The organism is uncultured Brachyspira sp. (assembly GCF_944390845.1).
In the GTDB taxonomy this organism is placed as follows: Bacteria; Spirochaetota; Brachyspiria; order Brachyspirales; family Brachyspiraceae; genus Brachyspira; species Brachyspira pulli.
This window is the reverse complement of the sequence record NZ_CALXRM010000025.1, coordinates 1-15,523: the sequence shown is the minus strand read 5'-3', so window position 1 is coordinate 15,523 and position 15,523 is coordinate 1. Positions and strand designations below refer to the sequence as shown.

Below are 15,523 nucleotides of genomic sequence, written 5' to 3'. Positions count from 1 at the left end.
AACCATTTTTTACTTTTTTATTTGCTGTTTTAGATAAGCAGAAATGAATTCATCTATATTTCCGTCCATAACAGAGTTCATATTACCAGTTTCATGACCAGTTCTTAAATCTTTAACCATCTGATAAGGTTGGAAAACATAACTTCTAATCTGATTTCCCCAAGCTATATCAGTTTTTTCTCCAGCTATTTTTTGCTTCTCTTTATCCAATTTTTCTTTTTCTAATTGATAAAGTTTAGCCTTAAGCATTTTCATAGCCATATCTTTATTGTTATGCTGACTTCTTTCTGCCTGACACTGAACTACTATATTTGTAGGTATATGTGTTATTCTTATGGCTGATGAAGTTTTATTAACGTGCTGTCCGCCTGCTCCAGAAGCTCTATATGTATCTATCCTTAAATCAGCAGGATTTATTTCAACTTCAATATCTTCATCTATGTCCGGCATAACACTTACTGCTACAAATGAAGTATGTCTTTTAGCATTGGCATCGAAAGGAGATATTCTAACAAGTCTATGAACTCCAATTTCTGAACGCAAATAACCGTAAGCATAAAGCCCTTGTACATAAAAGCTTATTTGTTTTATACCAGCTTCATCGCCAGGCAATTCATCAGTAGTCTCCACTGTAAAACCATGTCTTTCACAAAAACGTACATACATTCTTGAAAGCATAGAAGCCCAGTCACAGCTTTCAGTACCGCCTGCTCCAGCATTCAATGTTAAATATGCATTCTTACTATCAAATTCACCAGAGAAAAGGTTCTTTGTTTCTAATTCATCAAAAACACGCTGCAATTCCAAGCATTCTGTTTCTAATTCTTTTTCCATTTCCGGGTCATTTGACTCTATAGCCATTTCAACTAATTCATATATATTATTAGAATTCTTTATCAAATTTTCAACAGGTTCTATTTTATCAAGAAGCAGCATTCTCTCTTTCATAAGTTTTTGTGCTGCTATATTATCATTCCAAAAATCATCTTTAGAAGATATTTCATCAATTTCTTTTACCCTTTTATATATTGAATCAGGGTCAAAGATACCCCCTTAAAATTTCTGACTGTTCCTTAATATTTGATACTATATTTTTTATCTCAGATAATGTCATAAGATTTTCCTAATTTACTTAATTCACTTCCAAAAATTATTCTTCAGTAGGCAATATGCGAGTACCATTAGATGGTTTTAATATATAAACATCTGCATCTCTTCTAGTTCTTTCTTTATAACTAGCATATAGATTTTCTATAACATTTTCAACTTCAGTTTTCTTTAAGAATAATAATACTCCGCCGCCAAATCCAGTTCCTATCATTCTAGCCCCTAAAACGCCGTCCATATTAGTAGATTCTTCAACTAAAATATCTAATTCAGCAGTAGATACTTCATATAACTTACTTAAACCATCATGTGTTTTTAATATCAAACTAGCTAAATCTTTTACAGAACCTTTTTTTATAGCTTTTACAGCTTGATTAACTCTATCCTGCTCTGCTGAAACATATAAAGCACGTCTTTGTTCTTTATTTTGCAAAGTTTCCTTTATAAAATCTGCATCTTTAGGCTTTAAATCTGATAGAGATTTTAAATTAGGTTTCTTTTCTTTAAGTTTTTTCAATGCATTTTCGCATTCTCTTTTTCTAGCATTATATTCACTGTCGCTGGAAGTTCTCTTTTTATTACTATTAACTACTGCCATACAGCAATCACCTAAATTGAAATCAAAATATTCATATTTAAGTGTTTTCATATTAAATAGAAATAATGTATTTTCTTTTGCCATGAATATAGTAACATGGTCGCTTAAAGAAGTTCTATGAGAAGCATATTTTATCTCACCTTCATAAGATAATTTTGCCATTTCAATAGGATCTACATCTTTTATATTGTTAATATCTAAAGTAGCATAAGTCAAACAAGCACATAAAGAACTTGAAGAAGCTAATGAAGTATTAAAAGGTAAATCTGTATAAACGAACAAATCCATTCCATGAAGTTTATAGCCTTTTTCTAAAAGCACAGAATAAACGCCTTTGAAATAAATTGCCCATTCATCTTCTTTATTTTTCTCTAAATCTTCTAATGTAAATGATTTTCTGGCTTTAAAAGAATGAGCATATATATTAATTTTATTATCAGGTCTTTTTCTAGCTACTATATAAGTACCTCTGTCTATAGCAGAAGTTATAGTATCCCCGCCTGAATAATCTATAAGCTCTCCTATTATTGTAACTCTTCCGGGAGCAAAGTATAATTTTGTATCTCCCTTATGTCCGAAAACTTCTCTAAATCTTGCTACTATTTTTAAATGTAATCTAGGTATCATAATTATATCTCTCAAAAATTATCTGTTATAAATATCATAAAATGAAAAAAAATCAATAGTATAAACTAAACTATCCTAAAAAAAATAATATTATTCATATAATAAACTGTATAAAGTAATAAATCGTAAATTTTTTCAAAAACTAAAACAAATAATTTATTAAAAATATTGATTTTGGCAATAAAGAATAATATAATATTTAATGTGATGAATATCATTTTAAAGAGGTGTTATAATATGGATAAAATATTATATGATAATTACATAAATATTCTAAAAGAAGAATTAATACCTGCCCTTGGCTGTACAGAGCCTATAGCAATAGCTTATGCTGGAGCAAAAGTTAGAGAAGTTATTGGAAATATACCTGACTCAATAACTGTTAAATGCAGCGGAAACATTATTAAAAATGTAAAAGGTGTAACTGTTCCAAATTCCGGAGGATTAAAAGGAATTGATATTGCTGCTACTTTAGGTTTAGTTGGAGGAGATCCTAACAAAAATCTTGAAGTATTATCAACTATCAAACCGGAAGATATAGAAAAAACTAAAGAACTTATAAGCAAAGGTTTTTGTAAATGTGATTTAATAGAAGGCTCTGAAAATCTACATATTATAATAGAAGCTAAATATCAAAATTCATCAGCATTAGTTGAAATAAAAAATGCCCACACTAATATAACAAGAATAATAAAAGACGGCAAAGAATTATTTACTTCTGATAATTCAGCAGGTCAAAAGGATTCTGCTGACAGAGATTCTTTAAATATAAAAGAAATCTTAAATTTTGCCAATGAAGTTAATATAGAAGATATAAAAGAAGTTATACAAAGACAAATAGAATTAAACTCAAATATAGCAAATGAAGGTCTAAAAAATGACTATGGTTCTTCTGTAGGAAAAACATTGATGAAATATTATGGAAATGATGTAAGAAACAGAGCTAAAGCTTATGCTTCTGCAGGTTCTGATGCAAGAATGGGAGGTTGTCCTATGCCAGTAGTAACTAATTCTGGAAGCGGAAACCAAGGTATAACTGTATCTATGCCTGTAATTATATACGCTGAAGACATGAAAGTGTCTGAAGAAAAACTATATAGAGCATTAGTTTTATCCAATTTAATAGCTATACTTCAAAAAAAACATATAGGAAAATTATCAGCATTCTGCGGAGTTGTTTGTGCCGCTACTGGAGCTGCTTCCGGAATAGCTTATCTTAATGATGCTGACTATAAAATAATTTCAGACACAATAACTAATGCATTATGTACAATAGGCGGTATGGTTTGTGATGGTGCTAAAGCTTCTTGTGCATCAAAAATTTCTGAAGCTGTTGATTGCGGAATACTTGCATACAATTTAGCAAAAGATGGCAAAGTATTTAAATCTGGTGATGGACTTGTAAAAGATGATATAGAAGCTACTATTGACAGTATTGGAAGAATGGCTAAAGAAGGTATGAAAGGTACTGATATAGAAATACTTAATATAATGATAGATAAGTAATCATTATATATTTATTATTATTCAGGTTTTATAATATAGTATTTTAAACTTAATATATAATGTAAATAAAAATCCATTTTCATAAAGGTTTGTATTACATTAATTATAAGACCTGAATAGTATATCTCATATTCAATTTTATATGATGATTTTTATTCATAGCTAAAATATATCTTTTTTGTAATTTCCACTCTCCTATTTTATCCAAGATAGCATATACTTAAACAATTATATTTTGTCAAAAATCAATTTATATTTTTGTTTTTATATCTAGGGCTTTGCCCTTACGAAGTACACAGCGTGCAGCATCCCAGTTCTTTTACATTTACTCTCTGGTACCCCAAAGAAGCTTATATTCTAGATAAGATAGGATATGCTTCGCGAAAAACTGCATTTTTAGCCTATCTTACATATAAAACATTTTAGTATAATTTAGTATTAATTTTTTAATTGCAGTTTTTTCAACTTGGACGAAGTCGCGGTAAAAAAGTTGATAATTCTATATAAAGTGCATCGGTTGAGAAAGTTAAAAATTTTTGGTATATACAAAAAAGATATATAGAAACAATATTTTTCATGCTGGATTTATTTTAAAAAAAATTGTATAATTAATTAGTAAAAGTTTTCGATATATTGTAATGATATTTTACACGGTTTAATGGAATTATAAATATTTTCAATTAAAAAAGGAGTCTTAAAAATGGCTAGTTTAAGTGATAAAGAAATTAATGCTACTTTGGCAAAAATAAGACGCGAGTATGAACAAGGTGCTGAAAAATACGGCAGTAAAATTTATAATGTAAATAGTTTTAATGACAGATATAGAGAAGCTTTACAAAACAGACAAGATTTATCAAACTTCTTAATAGTTGAAATAAAAATATTAGAAGATATAAAAACTACATTAAGAGATAGAGAATTAGAACGTCAAAGAAAAAAGGCTGAAGAAGAAAAAGCTAAAGAAAATTCTTTTATGGATAAAGTTGATAATATGATAGAGAGATTCAAAAGTGCTACAGAAAAATATCCTTTAGAAGATATGCATCCTAGAGCAGATGAAGAAATAAAACATTTATATGGTGCTTTCAAAGAATTATATAATTGTTTTTCTGTTATAAGATTCTTTTGCTGCGGACCTGCTAGCGATTATGTTGTAGAAAGTGCTATCAAAGATTATGACAATCAATTCCAAAAATTTATCATACCTGTAGGTGAAACAAAAGTACCTCAGATATTTGCTGATTATATTTTTGCTTTAAATAATGGTGATAACTCAAGCAGAGCTGAACAATTTATATTAAAAGAATCAGGTTTCTTCCTTCATGCATTTATAGAGAAATTATCTAATATTAAATCTATAGCACTTAAAGCTACTAGCGATGGAGAAATGGTTCTTCCAGATTATTTAAATACTCAATCTCCTAGAGTATATAAATTCTTTAAAGGCAAAAGTAAAGAAGAAATATATGATGCTACAGTAGCTTATGCTAATGCTATGATAAATGACTTTAGATTACAAAGTTTCAAAAAAGATGGACGTTAACAAGGTCTTTATTATTTTTTGTATATTTACACTATCATTGTTTTCTCAAACTAATGATGTATTTATATACAATAAAAAAAATTTATCAAATGCATACAGATATTACAATGCAAAAAATTATAAAAAAGCAGCAGAACTATTTGAATATGAAATAGCTAATTCTCCTGTATTAAGAATAGAATATTTTGAAAATCTTGCCAATTCTTATATGAATTTAAAAGATTATACAAATATGCTTAGAGCAGCAAGAAGCGGAATAATAGTTAACAGATTTTCTGCAAAGCTTCATTTCCAAAAAGGATATGCATTATATAAATTAGGCGATACTAATAAAGCAATAGAATCTATTACATATTCTGTAAATCTAAAACCTAATGATGCTTATATGAATAATTTTTTGGGACTTCTATATCTATATATAGAAGATTATAAGCAAGCGGAATCATCTTTCTTAAAAGCAACTGTATATAGTCCAAACAATGTAGTTTATATGGTTAATTTGGCTGCCACTTATGAAAGAGATAAAAATTTCAGTTCAGCATTAAATACTTATGAAGAAGCATATAAAATAAATCCTAAATATAAAGGATTAAAAGACTCTGTAAATAGAACAAGAACGATACTTGCAAGAATATCTGGAAACACTAATGATTTAATAATAGAAAATACGGCATCTAAATCAACAAATGATAATTCAAAACTCACTTACGATGAAGATTTAGAAGTAAAGCCTATAGAATTAGAAAACAATTACACTAACCAAATAGATACAAATAATGTTATAAATAATATTACTAATACTATTATAACAAATACCATAATAACTAATGTAAATACTAATACTATAATAACAGAAACAAATATACAAAATACTAATAACTAATTGATAATATAAAAAAATATTGTATGATGTTTAATAGGGTTATTATTATGCGTGAAATAAAAAATATATTAGAAGAATATTCTAATATAAAATCATACCAAAATATAAATTTAGCTAATTACATAAAAATATCTCAAAAGTGGGACGATATTATGGGGAAAGTATTATCAAAAATATGCTATCCATCATTCTTTAGAAATTCTGTTTTAACCGTTACTATAATAGATAGTGTATGGGCTAATGAAATATTTATGAATAGATCAAATATATTCAAAAATATAAAAAAAGAAACAAATATAGAAGTTACTGAATTAAAAACTAGAATCGGAGAAGTTAATAATAGAGTACAAGAAATTCCTAAAACTGAAAAAACTACTAAAAAAGAAATTAGAAAAGAACATAAAGAATGGATTGACAATGTAATAAAAGAATCCAATATTCAAGATGAAAGAATGAAAGAAATATTCTATAATATATTAAAATATGAGGAAGACAATGATTGATGATGAGTTTATAAAAAAGACTATTTCAGAGTACAAAGCTACAAGAAGTATTATTGCTTTAAGAGAAATAAACGAACATTTGTCACATTATATATACAATTATCCAAGAAAAGTTTTTGGAGCTTTTCATGATAATGCATTGGAATTTTATTCATACTATATAGAAAGACTTGAAAATATAATATTAAAATACAATGAAACAGATGCTAAATTTATAACTTGGTTCACATATACATTAAGAAGTCATTATTTAAATTTCATAGATCATAAAAAAAGAAAAGAAAAACATAATCAAAAAGAAATATCCATCGATGCTCCATTATGCAGCAGAGAGGCTATGACATTGCATGATGTACTTTATGATACTAAGTCCTACTCTATCAATGAATATACTGAAAATTATAATGGTGATGACAATATAGAAGAATTAGCTTTGAATATATTCAAATATATAGAAAACAAATTCAATGATAGAGATTCAATAGCTTTCTTTATACATAATCTTGAATTGTTTATAAATTTAATAATAAATCCTTTAATGAAATATTTTAATATAAATTATGAAGAAGCATATTCAATAGTAGAGAAAGCAAGAGCAACATACATAAACAAATATAATGACATAATAAAACAGCAGGACAAAATAGCAAAAGTAAATGCTCAAATAGAAGAAAATCATAAAAGAGGAATATTTACAGTTCATTTAGCAAGCAAAAAACAAAATTATATAAAAAAACTTCATTCTATAAAAATAAATGTACCTTATAATTTCATAGCTGAACTTTTAAATATTACAAGCAATATAGTTACAAAAATTATAAATAAAATAAAATCTAGCTTAAAAGAAAATTTTAATAATTTATTGGATTAATATATGGATAAATATAATTATACAGAAGAAGAAATTATCAATTATGTCAATGGTATTAAAGTATCTGATGAGTTTTTAAAAGCTCTTGAAATAGATATATCCCTACAAAAAGAAGTAAGCAGCTTAAAAAATGATTTATTTATTATGGAAAATGTAGAAGACTCTGATATGTTTAAGGAGTCAAAACAAAAGTCTATTATAAACATAAGAAATAACATAATAGATTATATGCTTTATTTCAGCAAAATAACACCTCTAGCATCAAGAGGAGATAAAGAGAATGAAATATATGTTTTTAAAAATATAGAAATAAGCAAAAGCAATAATGAATATTATATTAATATAAGCAATATAAAAAATTGGTGCGTTATAGATTATAATGGGGAAAAAATAGTAAATATATTTGGAGAAAAAGATAATTATTCTACAACTCTAAAAAACGGAACATATAACATAAAAGTAGATAACTATGAATGTACAGTAAATATAGAATAAAGGACTATTATATTAATGCAAAAAATATGTAAATGGGCTAAAAGTGAAATAGAAATAAAATATCATAATGAAGAATGGTGCCGAATTTGTCATGATGAAAATAAATTATTTGAAATGCTTATACTTGAATGTATGCAGGCTGGATTAAGCTGGAAATGCATACTAGATAAAAGAGAAAATATGAGAAAAGCATTTGATAATTTTGATTATAAAAAAATATCTAAATACGATAATGAAAAAATAGAAGAATTGTTAAACGATAAAGGAATCATAAGAAATAAAAGAAAAATTAATGCACTTATAATAAATGCAAATAAATTTATTGAAGTACAAAAAGAATTTGGAAGCTTTGACAAATATATATGGTCTTTTACAAATTATAAACAAATAGATAATAAATTAAATGATGATGATCCGCTTCCGGCAAGAAATGAATTATCTGATACTATAAGTAAAGATTTAAACAAAAGGGGATTTAAATTTGCGGGAAGTATAATTATTTATAGTTATTTAGAGGCTATTGGAATAATAAATGACCATTCAGTAAATTGCGATTATTATAAAAATGTATAACATATTGGTAAAAATAAAATATTGTACTATAATAAATTATATTGATATGGAATAATTATGATTGGATACACTAATTTAAATTTCAAAAAATCGTCTATGATTTATATTAAAGATCAAAATCCAAAAAACTCTTTTTATATTATAACTAAAGGTAAAGCTATATCCTATGGTACTTTTAATTTTAATATAGAATTCAATAAAGGTGATATAATAGGTTTAGTAAATGCCTTTTTAAATGAACCGTATTTTTTTAATATAAAAGCTTTAGAAGATGTTGAAGTCATAGAAATAGAAATTGATGATATAATAGAAATGAATAATAAAGAATTGATGGTAAAAATAGCAGATAATTTAGATTCAGCATTTGAAAAATGGCTTGGAAGATATTATTTATTATTATCAGAAAATAAAGAAATTACTAATGGAAAAACTAAAGAAGAAATTCTTAATATGATAAAAGTTTATCATAAAAACGGATTTCACAATATATCATATAAACTATGTAAAGAATATATTAAATCATTTCCTAAATGTGAAGAAATTGATGAAGTAAATAAATATTTATCTGAAATAACTCCAATAGAAGAACCTAAAAAAATAAGCAACAATCTTTACAAGTATAAAAAAGGATATTGCATTTATACAGAATTAGAATATACAGATAAAGTATATATAATCGAATCAGGAAAAATAGGTATATACAATATAGTAAATTTAGAGCAGGTTACAAGAGCTATTTATTCAAAAAATCATATGATAGATGGATACCAACCAATTTTATCATATCAGCCTTTATCTACATGTGCTGTCATTTTAGAAGATTCTACAATAAAAGTATTAACAAAAGATGAATTAATAAGTATTATGGAAAATGATCAATCTGTAGAACTTTACTATTCAAAAATGGTATGCATGAAAATAAGAAATACTATATTAAAAATAATAGTACTTAATACTGATGATATTCTTGCAAAAATATTAATAACTCTATATTACATATTAAAAACAGAAACAATCACCGAAGGAAGTAACTCAGTTAATTTATTATATACTCTTAATGATATAAAAACGATAATAAATGTCAAAGATACACAAATATTAAAAAAAGAATTTAATAAAATAAGAGGAGCCCAAATATCAGTCAATAATTATATTAATATAGTTGACATAAAAGCCTTTTTTATAGAATATAAAAACTGTATGAACAGAATAGCAAATATACATCATATTTAATTTTATTATGATAAAAATATATAAACAATAAAAATTATTTTAAATAATTATTCAGGGAGAATTTAATGCCGACATTAAAAACAAGTATATCAGGAATAAGAGGTATAATAGGGGACGGTTTAGATATAAGAACTGTAGTAGATTATACTTCAGCATTCGCATGTCTTTTTCCAAAAAAAGCAAAAGTTTTAGTGGCAAGAGATACAAGAATAACAGGAGAATCAATATTAAATGCCGTTGTTTCAACATTAATGGCATCAGGTATAAATGTTATAGATATAGGCATAACACCAACACCAACTGCATTATATATGGTTGAAAAATTAAAAATACATGGCGGTATAATGATATCAGCAAGCCATAACCCTATAGAATGGAATGCATTAAAACTTATAGGAAAAGGCGGACATTTCTTAGATGAAAAAGCTGTTAATGAACTTATGAAGCTTTATGATAAAAAATCTTCAAGATTTGTAAAAGCATTAGAAACAGGCACTTATGAAAAGATTGATAATGCTATAGAAGAACATATTAAACGTATATTAAGATGGATAGATGTTGAAAAAATAAAAAAAGCTAATTTCAAAGTAGCATGCGATTATGTTAATGGTACAGGTTTATTTGCAACTCCTCCCCTACTTAAAGCATTGGGAGTAAAAGAAGTTTCAATAAACAATGTACATACAGGAAAATTTGCCCATGTCGCTGAACCTTCTGCTGCAAGCATGAAAAGTTTATCTGATTTAGTAAAGAAAAATAAAGTAAATATTGGATTTACTCAAGACCCAGATGCTGACAGATTAGCATTGGTACTTGATGATGGTACAATAATAAGCGAAGAATATACTTTAGCTTTATGTGCTAAATATTTATGGCATGTAGGAAAAGGAAATGCAGCTGTAAATTTATCAACTTCAAGAATGATAGATGACTTAGCTAAGGAAAAAGGATACTCTGTTGACCGTACAAAAATAGGAGAAATAAATGTTTCTTCACATGTTGTAAAAAATAAATTATATTTCGGAGGCGAAGGTAATGGAGGAATAATAGTTCCTGCTGTAACTCCCGGCAGAGATTCACTTTTAGGTATATCTTTAATATTAGAATTAATGGCTACAACAGGGAAATCTATTACAGAACTTGTTAATGAAATACCAAAATATGAAATAGTTAAAGAAAAATTAGAAATAGCAAAAATAGATGAGGATAATTTCTTAAAACAAGTAAAAGAAGAATATCCTAAAGCTAAAATTACAACTATTGACGGTATAAAAATAGATTTAGAAAACGGCTGGCTTCATGTACGTTCTTCTAATACTGAACCTATAGTTCGTATTATTACTGAAGCTAAAAGCAAAAAAGAAGCTAAAGAATTAATTGAAATAGCAATGAATATGATAAAAGGCGAAAAAACTGCTAAAAAGGCAGCTAAAACAACTAAAGCAGTTAAAGAGCCTAAAGAAGCTAAAGAAGAAAAGCCAAAAAAAGCAGCAAGTAAAAAAACTAAAAAATAATATTATTTTAAATAAATAATACAAAAACCTCTGGTAATTTATGTATACTAGAGGTTTTTTATTATTTAAATTTTATAAAATTAACATTAATAAAACATTATACAATTTTATAGTATATATCTAAACAATTATATTTTGTCAATTTTAGTTTTTCAATTTTATTGTTTGTGCTGGATTTGCCCCCCAGTTCTTTTGCGACTGAAAGGAGTGCCTGCGACCATAGGAAGTCCTTTAGGGTGGTATTGCCACAAAGAAGCAGGCACAGCCCGCCTTCGGCGAAAGGCTACATTTTGGCTTTAATTTAATAAATTATCTTACATGTAAGACAACTTTAATATGATTTAGTACTAATTTTATACTTGCACTTTCGCGAAGCGTATCCGAATTTATTGAGGATATAAGGTTCTTTGCGAAGTCACCACTACCATAGGCAATCCCTATTAGGTATGGCTTGCGATGGAAAAAGAACAGCATAAAAATCGACAAACTTAAATATTTTCAATATATTTTGTTAATTAAATTAAAAATAGTTATATACTCCTAGCTATTATTTCTAATAGTAAGAATTAACTATTTCGACTTTTAAACCAAAAAAGTCGAAAATTTTAAATTAATAAAATTTACTTGACAAATTTAGTATATTTTGTTTTAATATAGCGTATATTTAACTAATGAAAAATTTTTTTGTTATAATATATGTCTTTACATATCTAAAAAAGGGTAAATATGGACTTAAATCTAAAAAATAAAACAGCTATAATAACAGGCTCAAGCAGAGGAATAGGTAAAAAAATAGCAGAAACTTTGGCTAAAGAAGGCGTAAATTTAGTAATCACTGCTACTAATTTTGAAAAAGCTTCACAAGTTGCTGAAGAATTAAAATCTGCTTACAATGTAGAAACATTAGCATTACAGCATGATGCTAAATCAAGCGAATCTTGTAAAGAAGTAGTTGCTAAAACTATAGAAAAATTCAATTCCATTGACATACTTATAAACAATGCAGGAATAACTAAAGATATGTTAGTTATACAAATGGACGATAACGCTTGGAATGATGTAATTTCAACTAATCTTTCTGGTGCTTTCTATATGTCAAGAGAAGCTGCTAAAAATATGCTTAGAGCTAGAAAAGGCAAAATAATTAATATATCTAGTGTTATAGGTAAAATGGGTAATGCAGGACAAGTTAATTATTCTGCAGCTAAAGCTGGTATTATAGGAATTACTAAATCTATGGCTAAAGAGTTTGCACCTAGAAATATATGTGTAAATGCTATAGCTCCAGGTTTTATACAAACAGATATGACAGATGTATTGCCTGAAGATACAGTTAAAGGAATTATGAGTATTACTCCATTAAAAAGATTAGGAACAGCAGAAGATGTTGCTAATTTAGTATTATTCCTTTCTTCAGATATGAGCAATTATATTACAGGAGAAGTTATCGCTGTTGACGGCGGTATGTCAATGTAATAAAAATTAAAATAAAAAAGCATATAAATGTTGCTTTAAAAAGCACTTTATTAATAAAAAATAATATTTAATATTAAGGAGATTAAAAATGGCATTAATCGATGAAATCAAAGATGTTGTTGCTAATCAATTAAACATCTCAGACAAAAGCAAAATCACTGATACAGCTTCTTTCGTAGACGACTTAAACGCTGATTCACTTGACTTAGTTGAATTAATCATGGAATTAGAAAAACGCTATGACATCAAAATTCCTCAAGAAGATCAAGAAAAAATCAAAAATGTAGCTGACGCTGCAAAATATATTGAAGAACATAAAAAATAATAATTATATTTAGATTTTCCCGTAAACAGCCTAAAGTCTTTTACGGGAATTTTTTAATATAACGGCAAAATTATAGGAGTTTTATATATGAGTGAACGCAGAGTTGTGATCACAGGACTTGGAATAGTAAGTTCTTTAGGAAATGACGTAAAAACTTTCTGGGATAATTTACTTAATGGTGTTTCTGGAATTAAAACATTAAGCAAATACTTTGATCCTGAAAAAGAGCAACTTATTACTAAAATCGGTGCTGAAGCTTTACCAGTTGAAGGCGACTATTATTCTGATAAAAAAATGTTAAGAAGATTAGATCCTTTCATTAATTTTGGAATATATGCTGCACATCATGCTTTTAAGCAGGCTGGTATAGAACCTAAAACAGGCTTTGATCCATTAAGAGCTGGTTGTGTTCTTGGTAGCGGTATTGGTGGTATAACTACTCTTTTATCAAATCATAATGTTATACTTGCTGACGGCCCTAGCAGAGTATCACCTTTCTTTGTACCTATGCAGATAATAAATATGACACCTGGCTTAATTTCAATGGAATATGGTATGAACGGCCCTAACTACAGTACTGTTACTGCTTGTGCTTCTTCAAACCATTCTATAGGTTTAGGTTATAAACACATAAAAGACAATGAAGCTGATATTATGGTAGTTGGAGGTTCTGAAGCTACTATTAACCCTCTTACTATTGCTGGTTTTAATAATGCTAGAGCTTTATCTACTAGAAATGATGAACCAACTAAAGCTTCAAGACCTTTCGATAAAGGCAGAGATGGTTTTGTTATTGCTGAAGGTGCTGGAATATTAATACTTGAAGAATATGAGCATGCTAAGAAAAGAAATGCTAATATACTTGCTGAAGTTTGCGGTTATGGTTTTACTGCTGATGCTAACCATATTACTGCTCCTTTAGAAGACGGTGCTATGGGTGCTAGAGCTATGTCTTTAGCTATTCAAAGTGCACAAATATCACCAGACAAAATTGATTATGTTAATACACATGGTACTTCTACTCCTGTTGGAGATATAGCAGAAGTAAAAGCTATAAAAAAAGCTTTAGGCGAAGATCATGCTAAAAAGATAAAAATTAACTCTACAAAATCAATGACTGGTCATGCTTTAGGTGCTGCTGGCGCAATAGAAGCTATTGCTACAGTTATGAGTATGATTGAAGGTAAGGTTCACCCTACTATCAACGTTGAAGAACAAGATCCTGAATGTGATTTAGATGTAGTTGCTAATACTGCTCAAGATTACAAAATAGAATATGCTATAAGCAATTCTTTCGGATTTGGCGGACATAATGCTTCTATAGTATTCAAAAGAATATAATTTATAATTTTTTATAAAATAAAAGCTCTATTATTAATAAAAAATAATAGAGCTTTTTTATTTCTAAAATATATTCAAATAAAAATAGCATTTAATTATATTTATCTATTTTCCTTAAAAAAATGCTCCTCTACTCTTATACAAATTTCATGGTATATTGCCTCATGATATTCTTGTGAAATATGTGTTTCTTTAGCAGGTGCTTTAATTGCAATATCTGCCATTTCAGCAAGTTTTCCTCCATTCTCATTTGTAAAAGAAATAACTTTTATACCCATAGCCTTAGCAAGTTTAGCAGCATAAATAATATTTTTAGCATTTCCTGAAGTACTTATAGCAAAGAAAATATCGCCTTTATCACCAAAGCCCAATAATTGCTGGGCAAATACTAAATATGGCTCTTTATCATTCAAATAAGCACTTGAAAGTCCCAAATGTGAAGTCAAAGCAACGGCTCTTAATGGAGATTCCAAATTATTTGCTATATACTCTCCATCTTCTATTTTTAAAAGCTCATTTCTTATTTCTTCTTTTATAGGGCGTTTCTTTAAAAAACTTTTTAATAACTCCCCTGCTATATGCTCACTATCGCATGCACTTCCGCCATTTCCTGCTATTAGTATTTTATTTCCTCTTTCATAGCATTTTATACATTCATTTATAGTATTTTCTATATTTTCTTTCATTCCTTCCAATTTTGGTAATCTATTTATCAATTCTTCTATCATTAAATTCCTCCATTATTAATTTATCAAATGATTAAAAATATGAAATAAATTATATACAATATTATTATTTTTACAAGATTATTTAATATTAGAATGTGTTTAAGAGCCATAGATATTGCACACTTTTAGTTTAAAAAAAGAAGGTATTCCTTATAATTTAAATTGCTACAAATAAACCCAAAGGAATACCTATGAAACAG

General features: G+C 27.3%; 15 protein-coding genes. 12 read left to right on the top strand and 3 right to left on the bottom strand.

The window, feature by feature from the left end; translation table 11 throughout:
* Nucleotides 1-9: 9 nt before the first annotated feature.
* A protein-coding gene (gene prfB, locus Q0K52_RS06800; RefSeq protein WP_297297831.1) for a peptide chain release factor 2 occupies nucleotides 10-1,114 on the bottom strand; the annotation gives its coding sequence in 2 pieces (ribosomal slippage) (nucleotides 10-1,041 and nucleotides 1,043-1,114; 1,104 coding nt in all).
* Between the two features lie 36 nt (nucleotides 1,115-1,150).
* Nucleotides 1,151-2,332, bottom strand: coding sequence for a galactokinase (gene galK / locus Q0K52_RS06795; protein ID WP_297297829.1), 1,182 nt, complete (start codon nucleotides 2,330-2,332; stop codon nucleotides 1,151-1,153).
* A gap of 237 nt (nucleotides 2,333-2,569) precedes the next feature.
* Between galK and Q0K52_RS06790 the strand changes: the two genes are divergently transcribed.
* From Q0K52_RS06790 to fabF, 12 genes are all read left to right on the top strand, one after another.
* The gene (locus Q0K52_RS06790) at nucleotides 2,570-3,838 is read left to right on the top strand and encodes a serine dehydratase subunit alpha family protein (protein ID WP_297297827.1); all 1,269 of its coding nucleotides are present in this window, start codon (nucleotides 2,570-2,572) and stop codon (nucleotides 3,836-3,838) included.
* 700 nt (nucleotides 3,839-4,538) lie between these two features.
* A complete protein-coding gene (locus Q0K52_RS06785; RefSeq protein ID WP_297297825.1) occupies nucleotides 4,539-5,381 on the top strand; it encodes a hypothetical protein in 843 nt (280 codons plus the stop codon).
* Entirely contained in the window at nucleotides 5,341-6,264 is a 924-nt protein-coding gene (locus Q0K52_RS06780) for a tetratricopeptide repeat protein (protein ID WP_297297822.1), read from the top strand. The genes Q0K52_RS06785 and Q0K52_RS06780 overlap by 41 nt, the downstream gene beginning before the upstream one ends.
* 47 nt (nucleotides 6,265-6,311) lie before the next feature.
* Entirely contained in the window at nucleotides 6,312-6,767 is a 456-nt protein-coding gene (locus Q0K52_RS06775; RefSeq protein ID WP_297297820.1) for a DUF721 domain-containing protein, read from the top strand.
* On the top strand, nucleotides 6,760-7,638 hold the full coding sequence (locus Q0K52_RS06770; RefSeq protein WP_297297818.1) for a sigma-70 family RNA polymerase sigma factor: 879 nt from the start codon (nucleotides 6,760-6,762) through the stop codon (nucleotides 7,636-7,638). Before Q0K52_RS06775 ends, Q0K52_RS06770 begins: the two co-directional genes overlap by 8 nt.
* 3 nt (nucleotides 7,639-7,641) lie before the next feature.
* On the top strand, nucleotides 7,642-8,133 hold the full coding sequence (locus Q0K52_RS06765) for a hypothetical protein (RefSeq protein WP_297297816.1): 492 nt from the start codon (nucleotides 7,642-7,644) through the stop codon (nucleotides 8,131-8,133).
* A 15-nt stretch (nucleotides 8,134-8,148) separates the two neighbouring features.
* Entirely contained in the window at nucleotides 8,149-8,706 is a 558-nt protein-coding gene (locus Q0K52_RS06760) for a DNA-3-methyladenine glycosylase I (protein WP_297297814.1), read from the top strand.
* Between the two features lie 57 nt (nucleotides 8,707-8,763).
* Nucleotides 8,764-9,939 carry a cyclic nucleotide-binding domain-containing protein gene (locus tag Q0K52_RS06755; RefSeq protein WP_297297811.1) on the top strand — a complete coding sequence of 392 codons (1,176 nt, stop codon included), beginning with the start codon at nucleotides 8,764-8,766 and terminating at the stop codon, nucleotides 9,937-9,939.
* Nucleotides 9,940-10,004: 65 nt separating this feature from the next.
* Entirely contained in the window at nucleotides 10,005-11,453 is a 1,449-nt protein-coding gene (gene glmM / locus Q0K52_RS06750) for a phosphoglucosamine mutase (protein ID WP_297297809.1), read from the top strand.
* Between the two features lie 726 nt (nucleotides 11,454-12,179).
* Nucleotides 12,180-12,929, top strand: a complete 750-nt coding sequence (gene fabG / locus Q0K52_RS06745; RefSeq protein ID WP_297297807.1) for a 3-oxoacyl-[acyl-carrier-protein] reductase — start codon at nucleotides 12,180-12,182, stop codon at nucleotides 12,927-12,929.
* 88 nt (nucleotides 12,930-13,017) lie between these two features.
* Complete coding sequence (gene acpP, locus Q0K52_RS06740; RefSeq protein WP_013115070.1) at nucleotides 13,018-13,254, top strand: acyl carrier protein; 237 nt, start codon at nucleotides 13,018-13,020, stop codon at nucleotides 13,252-13,254.
* Between the two features lie 87 nt (nucleotides 13,255-13,341).
* Nucleotides 13,342-14,595 carry a beta-ketoacyl-ACP synthase II gene (gene fabF, locus Q0K52_RS06735; protein WP_297297805.1) on the top strand — a complete coding sequence of 418 codons (1,254 nt, stop codon included), beginning with the start codon at nucleotides 13,342-13,344 and terminating at the stop codon, nucleotides 14,593-14,595.
* A 101-nt stretch (nucleotides 14,596-14,696) separates the two neighbouring features.
* Here the strand turns inward: fabF and Q0K52_RS06730 are convergent, their stop codons facing one another.
* The gene (locus Q0K52_RS06730) at nucleotides 14,697-15,323 is read right to left on the bottom strand and encodes an SIS domain-containing protein (RefSeq protein WP_297297803.1); all 627 of its coding nucleotides are present in this window, start codon (nucleotides 15,321-15,323) and stop codon (nucleotides 14,697-14,699) included.
* Nucleotides 15,324-15,523: the final 200 nt, after the last annotated feature.

Bases quoted from the DNA above. Each gene is read 5' to 3' on its own strand.
- Q0K52_RS06730 (WP_297297803.1), bottom strand. From the start codon at position 15,323: ATGATAGAAGAATTGATAAATAGATTACCAAAATTGGAAGGAATGAAA.
- fabF (WP_297297805.1), top strand. From the start codon at position 13,342: ATGAGTGAACGCAGAGTTGTGATCACAGGACTTGGAATAGTAAGTTCT.
- Q0K52_RS06755 (WP_297297811.1), top strand. From the start codon at position 8,764: ATGATTGGATACACTAATTTAAATTTCAAAAAATCGTCTATGATTTAT.
- Q0K52_RS06785 (WP_297297825.1), top strand. From the start codon at position 4,539: ATGGCTAGTTTAAGTGATAAAGAAATTAATGCTACTTTGGCAAAAATA.
- galK (WP_297297829.1), bottom strand. From the start codon at position 2,332: ATGATACCTAGATTACATTTAAAAATAGTAGCAAGATTTAGAGAAGTT.
- Q0K52_RS06765 (WP_297297816.1), top strand. From the start codon at position 7,642: ATGGATAAATATAATTATACAGAAGAAGAAATTATCAATTATGTCAAT.
- glmM (WP_297297809.1), top strand. From the start codon at position 10,005: ATGCCGACATTAAAAACAAGTATATCAGGAATAAGAGGTATAATAGGG.
- Q0K52_RS06780 (WP_297297822.1), top strand. From the start codon at position 5,341: ATGACTTTAGATTACAAAGTTTCAAAAAAGATGGACGTTAACAAGGTC.
- acpP (WP_013115070.1), top strand. From the start codon at position 13,018: ATGGCATTAATCGATGAAATCAAAGATGTTGTTGCTAATCAATTAAAC.
- fabG (WP_297297807.1), top strand. From the start codon at position 12,180: ATGGACTTAAATCTAAAAAATAAAACAGCTATAATAACAGGCTCAAGC.
- Q0K52_RS06790 (WP_297297827.1), top strand. From the start codon at position 2,570: ATGGATAAAATATTATATGATAATTACATAAATATTCTAAAAGAAGAA.
- Q0K52_RS06775 (WP_297297820.1), top strand. From the start codon at position 6,312: ATGCGTGAAATAAAAAATATATTAGAAGAATATTCTAATATAAAATCA.
- Q0K52_RS06770 (WP_297297818.1), top strand. From the start codon at position 6,760: ATGATTGATGATGAGTTTATAAAAAAGACTATTTCAGAGTACAAAGCT.
- Q0K52_RS06760 (WP_297297814.1), top strand. From the start codon at position 8,149: ATGCAAAAAATATGTAAATGGGCTAAAAGTGAAATAGAAATAAAATAT.